The following is a 6,399-nucleotide window of genomic DNA, read 5'->3' on the forward strand; positions in this document are numbered from 1 at the left end:
GACCTGCTGAGGTGCTGGACCGGCACCTGCACCACCTGCGGCCGCCCCCTCACCACCAGCAGACCCAGAACACGAACCTAACGAAGCACTACTAGAGCCACTGCGACTGCTAGGGGGTTGTGACTAACCCCTTCTTATGCGGTGCCGAACTCACCGCGGTTGGCTGCGGTGCCGCTGAAGCGGTGGGCCATCGAAAGGTAGGTGCCGGCCATCAAGACGGCGGGCTTCCCGGACGGCGCCCACGGCACGGAGATGCTCCGCACCGCCCGTCAGATCATCCACGCCTTCCGCCCGGCCGCCGGGCACGGACGCCGTGAGGTTCGGCGTCTGAAGGTGTGCACGGTCCAGGCCGGCCTGCTGTTCCCACACGCAGTCCAGGCCATCGAGATCAAGCGACGCCGTGTCCACAGGAAGACCGGCAAGATCCAGCACAAAACCGTCTACGCCGTCACCAGCCTCGCTCCCGACGGCCGGCCCCTCACACCTGGCCCAACTCGTCCAGGGCCACTGGTCCGTGGAGGCCCTGCACCACGTGCGAGACGTGACGTTCGCCGAGGATGCCTCCAAGATCCGCACCGGCAGCGCGCCCCGCGCAATGGCCACCCTGCGCAACCTCGCCATCGGGCTGATCCGTCAGGCCGGCTGGGCCAACATCGCCGCCGCAGCCGACCACTACCGGTCACACCCCATGGACGCCACGACGTTCCTCAAGATCACCTGCTGAGAACGCATCGGCCCTGTCGAAGAAGCTCTCACAGCCGATGTCTTAAACCGCATGGAGGAAGACCTCCGCATGGCCGGAGTGAAGAACATCGCGGCCGGCCTCCGCCGCAACGCCCGCGACCCTCGCCGCCCCTCGCACTACTCGGCCTCGGATGATCGCGAACCGGACCTCACCCGACTATGCCGAAGCCCTGAGTCACCTACCAACTGATGGACGCCGCAGGACTCCAACGCGGCCGGCTGACCGCACTCGTACCTGCGCGCCCAGCACCCTCACGGATCAGACATCGGGCCGCTCCGAGCCGAGCATGACGAGCAGGTCGCAGACATTCTCGGAGACCTCTCGCCAGGCGTCACCTTCCCCCAGAAAGGCGACGCTTGGGCCCTTGAGGGAATCGCGATAATCCAAGGCGAATGGAAGATCCGGCCCCAAGTCCCCGATTATCAAGGTCTTCATCCGCGACATATGACCGGGGGCTGCGTATTCTCCGGATGTACCGAGGTAGCACTGCAGGGTTTCTTCATCGAGCTCGTCGCGCCACCACTTCGTTGCCGCGGCAATTCCGGAGATCGAGTAGAAACGAGGACGCAGGGGAGCCTGAACGAACACCCCTTCGAGACTCGGGGAGTTGGCCAGATCCATCCAGCTGCGATCTTGTATCGACGTAACCAGGCAAGCAGGAATCGGCATGCCGAAAATCGACTCACAGAACTCTTCATCGCCATTCATCGCGACCTCACCCGCATTCCCGTAGCGCTGGCTATTGCATCCATGATCTCCTGCTTCGCGCCTGGAGGCGCCAGCATCTGACAGACCTGACAGGGACCACAGGGCCCGCTCGACACCACCTGAGCGGGCCCTCCCCGTGCACGCCGATTCTGATCACAGAGGCCGCCTGCCCTCCTCGCCACCACGTCGACCGACCTCCTGCGTCGTACCGCCACGAACCCCGCCAGCGCTCCCGCGCGCACCTGGCCGTCCTCGCCGAGCAAGTCCTCCCGCCCTCCAGCGGCCACTGAAGACCGGACAACGGACCGCGAGCCGCGCCGAGGGGGGTTGATCTGCTATGTCGGAGAAGCTCAGCACGCTGACACCTTCTCGGACTACGTTTCCGCGTGATGCACACCTATGATGACGCCTCGCAGCGCGCTGAGAATCGCCTGGGACGGGGGTGGCCCAATGGGGTTCGTGCGGGATGTTCTGACCAACGCCGCTAGTGCTGCTGTGCTGGCCGTCCTGGCGAGCGCTGTTGCTTTGGCGGCTGCCTGGCTGTCACGGCGTAGCCGCGTGTGGAAGCTGTTCCGGGTCGGTACATCCTCGAGAAACTCCGTCCTGGTGGTCGTGCCAGCTTTGGCATAGCGCCTGCGACCGCCTCTGGGACGGTGCCCGTGGAGTCGGGGTTTGCGGGGACGGCGATCGGCGAGGTGGAGTACCGTGAGGCGCTCACGTTGTGCCAAAGATGCCAGCGGTCCGCGACCTGGACCGCCTGTGGAGCGCCGACGGTGGCACCTTCGGCGAAGAACGGTGCCCGGTCACGGCAGATCACCTCAACGCCCGGTCGCGCGGCGAGCCAGGCCGCCAGGCTGGACGCCTCCCGGTCGGGCAGCAGGTCGATGGGGCGGCGGGTCTCGATGTCGATGAGGACGGTGCCGTAGTGGCGGCCCTTCCGGGTCGCGTACTCGTCAACGCCGACAACCCGTGGTGCGGCCACCTCGGGCTCGGGAAGCGCGTCCACCAGACGAAGCACCGTGCTGCGGCTGGCGCAAACGCCGAGAACGCCGGCGATGCGGGCCCCGGCCCGGCCCGCGAGCGCCAAGCCGACCGACGCCAGGGTCGAGCGCAACCGCTCGGTCCGCGGACTGTGCCGGCGCGTCAGGCCCGGTATCTGCTCGACGAAGGTACGGCGTGCGCAGTCCGAGTTTCCACAGGTGAACCGTCGGACCTTCAATTGAAGGACAACCCGTCGGCCTCCGCTGGGAACATCAGCAGGAAACCGCAGGTGGGAACCGTGAACCGGTTCGACCAGGTGCCACAGACCGGGCACGCGGCGCCGCCGGCGGTGCATTGCGCGTCAACGCGCACCATCGCGATGTTCACGTCCACCGACAGCACCGCGACGTCCGCGATCGACGGGAACAACAACTCCATGAGCCGGAGCAGGACCTCTTCCACGGCCCTGAACATTCAGCCCAACTGCGTTCCCCAGGGATCAATTTCAGGCGACTTCATCCACAGCTCGAAGAGGCCCAGCAGTCACGGAGATTGGCCGCGTCACAGAAGTTGAGCCAGAGCCCGTGAAGTAGCAGCGTTTGATCAGCAGTTTGGGCAGCAGCTGGAGATCTTGAGTGCTGGAGATGCTCACGCGAAATGACGTCGGCGTGGTGGGATGCCACCGGAGTGCGGCAGAAGCGATCCGTCTCTTGATCACCGGTCGCTAGTGCTCTGACCGCTTAGGTTGGCCGAGTTGGCGGTCGTGGCGGTTGGATGTGGGGTGTCGTCCGATCCGACCGCTGGAGGTGCGGTGGCCGAGCCTGTCCGTGTGCGCGCAGACTGACCGACCAGGAGGGGCAGAAGCTGCAGCAGATCCTGCGCCGGGGCAGTACCAGTTCGGTGCGCTACCGGCGCGCGATGATGCTGTTGGCCTCGGCCGGCGGCAACCGGGTGCCGGTCATCGCGAAGCTGGTGCAGGCCGACGAGGACACCGTCCGGGACGTGATCCACCGTTTCAACGAGATCGGCCTGGCCTGTCTGGACCCTCGGTGGGCGGGAGGCCGTCCCCGCCTGCTCAAGCCTGACGACGAGGACTTCGTCATCCAGACGGCCACCACCCGCCCCACCAAGCTCGGCCAGCCTTTCACCCGCTGGTCGTTGCGCAAACTCGCCGCCAACCTGCGGAAAGTCCACGGCCGGGTGATACTCATCGGCCGCGAGGCGTTACGGTGCCTGCTCGCCCGCCGCGGTGTCACCTTCCAGCGCACCAAGACATGGAAGGAATCTCCCGATCCCGACCGTGAGGCGAAGCTGGACCGGATCGAGGAGGTCCTCGACCGCTTCCCCGACCGGGTCTTCGCCTTCGACGAGTTCGGCCCACTCGGCATCCGGCCCACCGCAGGCTCGTGCTGGGCGGGACGGAAACATCCCGACCGACTGCCGGCCACCTACCACCGCACCCATGGGGTTCGCTACTTCCACGGCTGCTACTCCATCGGCGACGACCGTCTGTGGGGCGTCAACCGCCGCAAGAAGGGTGCCGCGAACACGTTGGCCGCGCTCAAATCAATACGCGCCGCCCGGCCCGACGGCGCACCGATCTACGTGATCATGGACAACCTATCCGCCCACAAAGGCGCTGACATACGCCGCTGGACGACAAAGCACAAAGTCGAGCTGTGCTTCACCCCGACCTACGCCTCCTGGGCGAACCCCATCGAAGCGCACTTCGGACCGCTGCGGCAGTTCACCATCGCCAACTCTCACCACCCCAACCACATCGTGCAGACCCGAGCCCTGCACACCTACCTGCGCTGGCGCAACGCCAACGCTCGCCACCGAGATGTCCTGACGGCTGAACCCCGTGAACGCGCCCGGATCCGCAGCGAGAAGGGCATCCGCTGGGGCGCACGCGCGCGAACGGCAGTCTGATCACTCGCTGACGTTCAAGGTCGCACAGTCCGCGACCCCCAGATCGGACAGCACCGCCCGCAGCCGCTCCAGGGCCGCAGCCGTGTCCGAGCCCTCCACGATTTCAAAGTCAAGATGGCAACGACCCATGCCACTGCCCGCGCCGGTGACCTCGCCGTCGTGCTCAAACGCCGCTTCCAAAGCCTCCTCGACCTCATCACGGTCGATCAGCAGCCCCACGAAGACGATCTCGACGAACACCCCGGTCCCCCCTCTCACCCCGGCGAACCGTAGCGGTCAGAGCGCTAGCTCCAGTGGCGCAACGCCAACACCCGCCACCCCGACGTCCTCGCCGCCCAACGCCGCGAGCGAGCCCGCATCCGCAGCGAGAAGGGCATCAGCTGGGGCGGACGACCCCTCCAGGCCGCAACCTGACCTCGGCGAACGTGCCCGCTCACACAGCACTAAACATGGATGAGGATCTGTCGTAGGGGATGCCCGAGTGCGTCCGCAAGGGTGGCCAGTTCCTCGTCGTTCAGCCATGCCCGGTTCGGATACAGGACCTCGATCCTGAACTGCGCGAACCCCATCGGCCAGTCATATACCAGCTCGTTGAGCGACGTCTCAACGTCACAACAGGGAACCGTCACCACGAGCGTCGCGAAGCCCTCGTCGTACCGTTCCGAGACGGCCTCGGCCCACCAACCGGGTACAAACTCCGTACCGCAGCGCGGGCAGGAGATCCTCTCCAGGTTGGAGCCGCACCAGACCACTTCGACGCTGTCGTGCCACTTGGCTTCCAGACCACTGCGGGCATCGTCGTCGGGAAGCATCCGCGACAACGCAGCCACAGCACGATCCGCCGCGTCCTTGCCGGGCTGCCAGTACGGATCAGTCGGAATCACCGTCAGGTAGTCGTCACTCATCCGCCTGTCTCCCCGTGCCCCGCCACGCTCCTCGCCCACCAACCCGGCCAACCTATCCGGTCACAGCACCAGCACGCGTGTCGCCCCGTTCCGTTCCCGCGAGCGGCGCCACCACCTCGCAACGCTCTCCAGAAATTTCTCCAGGCGGTGAAAACCTCTCGTACGAGTCGTCCATGCGGATTTGCCGCCCGGGTCGGTGTCTGGGATCTTGTCCGGTGCAGCGACGTCGGACGACGCGCTTGACCACCGGCACCACTTGACGTGGGGTCAGGCCGACTGATGGGCCGTGGCCGAGCCATGAGCAATGGCTCGCTGAACTGTCAGCGATTACACGGAGAAGGCGAACAGCGTGAACACCGAGAAGATTAAGGCCCGGCGCCTTACGGCCGAAGAAGTTTCGGAATTGAGTCCTCGGGATGAGGTACTCGTCTCGGCAGAACTCGACAATCTTCCCCTCGACTGCTTTGCCCCGGCTTTCCTCACGAAGCACGGCAAGTTCTTCGAGGGAGGATCCGTTAGCGCGAGGATGGTCTTCGGCAAGGAGGTCCACGTTCTTCCGGACAACGCCGACGAGCGCGGGATATGGGTTGCCGACAAGACCGGAGAGGAGATCGAGGTTCTCCGGAGCGCCGGTGTCCTACTGAACCTCGCCCTGTTCGTACCCGACGGCAACAAGGATTCCCTGGAGGCGCTCTACGCCTCCGCGCGGGAGGCTTTCGGCGCTGGGCTCGTCCAGCGCTGGAACGAGGAAATCGTCGCGGTACCGGACATCAAGATCGACCTGTTCGAGGAGCCGATCCGCGGGCGGAAGGGCACCGGCACGCAGAACCGTGACCGTCGCGCCTTGGACATCTACCCCACCCGTGTGCAGTTCTTCGAGCCCAGCGACGGCTGGAAGTTCGTCATCGAACCGCACCAGGAGATCATCGACGACACGCCGACGATCTGATCCGACGACGGCCCGCAACAGGCACGCCGCGACACACAGCCCCCTCTCTTCCTTGAGTTCTAGTGGTCGTTGCAACACCCCAGATCAGGGGATGCAATGGACTTCGAGATCCGGGAGAACCGGGGGCCCGGAGGCGGGCGAAGGATGACCCGCGAGCGGGCCGCATACTTCCAGCTCAT

At 65.6% G+C, this 6,399-nt stretch carries 7 protein-coding genes and 2 pseudogenes; 4 read left to right on the plus strand and 5 right to left on the minus strand.

Features of this window, described 5'->3' with window-relative positions; translation table 11 throughout:
- Positions 1 to 532 precede the first annotated feature (532 nt).
- A complete protein-coding gene (locus tag ACFY3I_RS43485; RefSeq protein WP_390866483.1) occupies positions 533 to 724 on the plus strand; it encodes a hypothetical protein in 192 nt (63 codons plus the stop codon).
- 279 nt (positions 725 to 1,003) lie between these two features.
- On the opposite strand, the gene ACFY3I_RS43490 is transcribed toward ACFY3I_RS43485, so the two are convergent.
- The 3 genes from ACFY3I_RS43490 to ACFY3I_RS43500 form a co-directional block, all read right to left on the minus strand.
- Complete coding sequence (locus tag ACFY3I_RS43490; protein WP_390866484.1) at positions 1,004 to 1,453, minus strand: hypothetical protein; 450 nt, start codon at positions 1,451 to 1,453, stop codon at positions 1,004 to 1,006.
- Between the two features lie 484 nt (positions 1,454 to 1,937).
- Positions 1,938 to 2,768 carry an ISL3 family transposase gene (locus tag ACFY3I_RS43495; protein ID WP_390866485.1) on the minus strand — a complete coding sequence of 277 codons (831 nt, stop codon included), beginning with the start codon at positions 2,766 to 2,768 and terminating at the stop codon, positions 1,938 to 1,940.
- Positions 2,669 to 2,896: a hypothetical protein gene (locus ACFY3I_RS43500; RefSeq protein WP_390866486.1), complete on the minus strand. Its 228-nt coding sequence runs from the start codon at positions 2,894 to 2,896 to the stop codon at positions 2,669 to 2,671. The genes ACFY3I_RS43495 and ACFY3I_RS43500 overlap by 100 nt, the downstream gene beginning before the upstream one ends.
- 349 nt (positions 2,897 to 3,245) lie before the next feature.
- Between ACFY3I_RS43500 and ACFY3I_RS43505 the strand changes: the two are divergent.
- A pseudogene (locus ACFY3I_RS43505) lies at positions 3,246 to 4,366 on the plus strand (IS630 family transposase).
- Here ACFY3I_RS43505 and ACFY3I_RS43510 read toward each other — a convergent pair.
- A complete protein-coding gene (locus ACFY3I_RS43510; RefSeq protein WP_390866487.1) occupies positions 4,367 to 4,606 on the minus strand; it encodes a hypothetical protein in 240 nt (79 codons plus the stop codon). It lies immediately after the preceding pseudogene.
- Between the two features lie 48 nt (positions 4,607 to 4,654).
- Here ACFY3I_RS43510 and ACFY3I_RS43515 point away from each other — a divergent pair.
- A pseudogene (locus tag ACFY3I_RS43515) lies at positions 4,655 to 4,780 on the plus strand (IS630 family transposase); the annotation flags it as partial.
- Between the two features lie 29 nt (positions 4,781 to 4,809).
- Here the strand turns inward: ACFY3I_RS43515 and ACFY3I_RS43520 are convergent.
- A complete protein-coding gene (locus ACFY3I_RS43520) occupies positions 4,810 to 5,271 on the minus strand; it encodes a hypothetical protein (protein WP_390866488.1) in 462 nt (153 codons plus the stop codon).
- Between the two features lie 349 nt (positions 5,272 to 5,620).
- Here ACFY3I_RS43520 and ACFY3I_RS43525 point away from each other — a divergent pair, with 349 nt between their 5' ends.
- Positions 5,621 to 6,220: a hypothetical protein gene (locus ACFY3I_RS43525; protein WP_390866489.1), complete on the plus strand. Its 600-nt coding sequence runs from the start codon at positions 5,621 to 5,623 to the stop codon at positions 6,218 to 6,220.
- Positions 6,221 to 6,399 lie beyond the last annotated feature (179 nt).

Origin of the sequence: Streptomyces sp. NPDC001068 (assembly GCF_042897315.1) — a bacterium.
Lineage (GTDB): Bacteria > Actinomycetota > Actinomycetes > Streptomycetales > Streptomycetaceae > Streptomyces.

Bases quoted from the DNA above. Each gene is read 5' to 3' on its own strand.
- ACFY3I_RS43490 (WP_390866484.1), bottom strand. From the start codon at position 1,453: ATGAATGGCGATGAAGAGTTCTGTGAGTCGATTTTCGGCATGCCGATT.
- ACFY3I_RS43520 (WP_390866488.1), bottom strand. From the start codon at position 5,271: ATGAGTGACGACTACCTGACGGTGATTCCGACTGATCCGTACTGGCAG.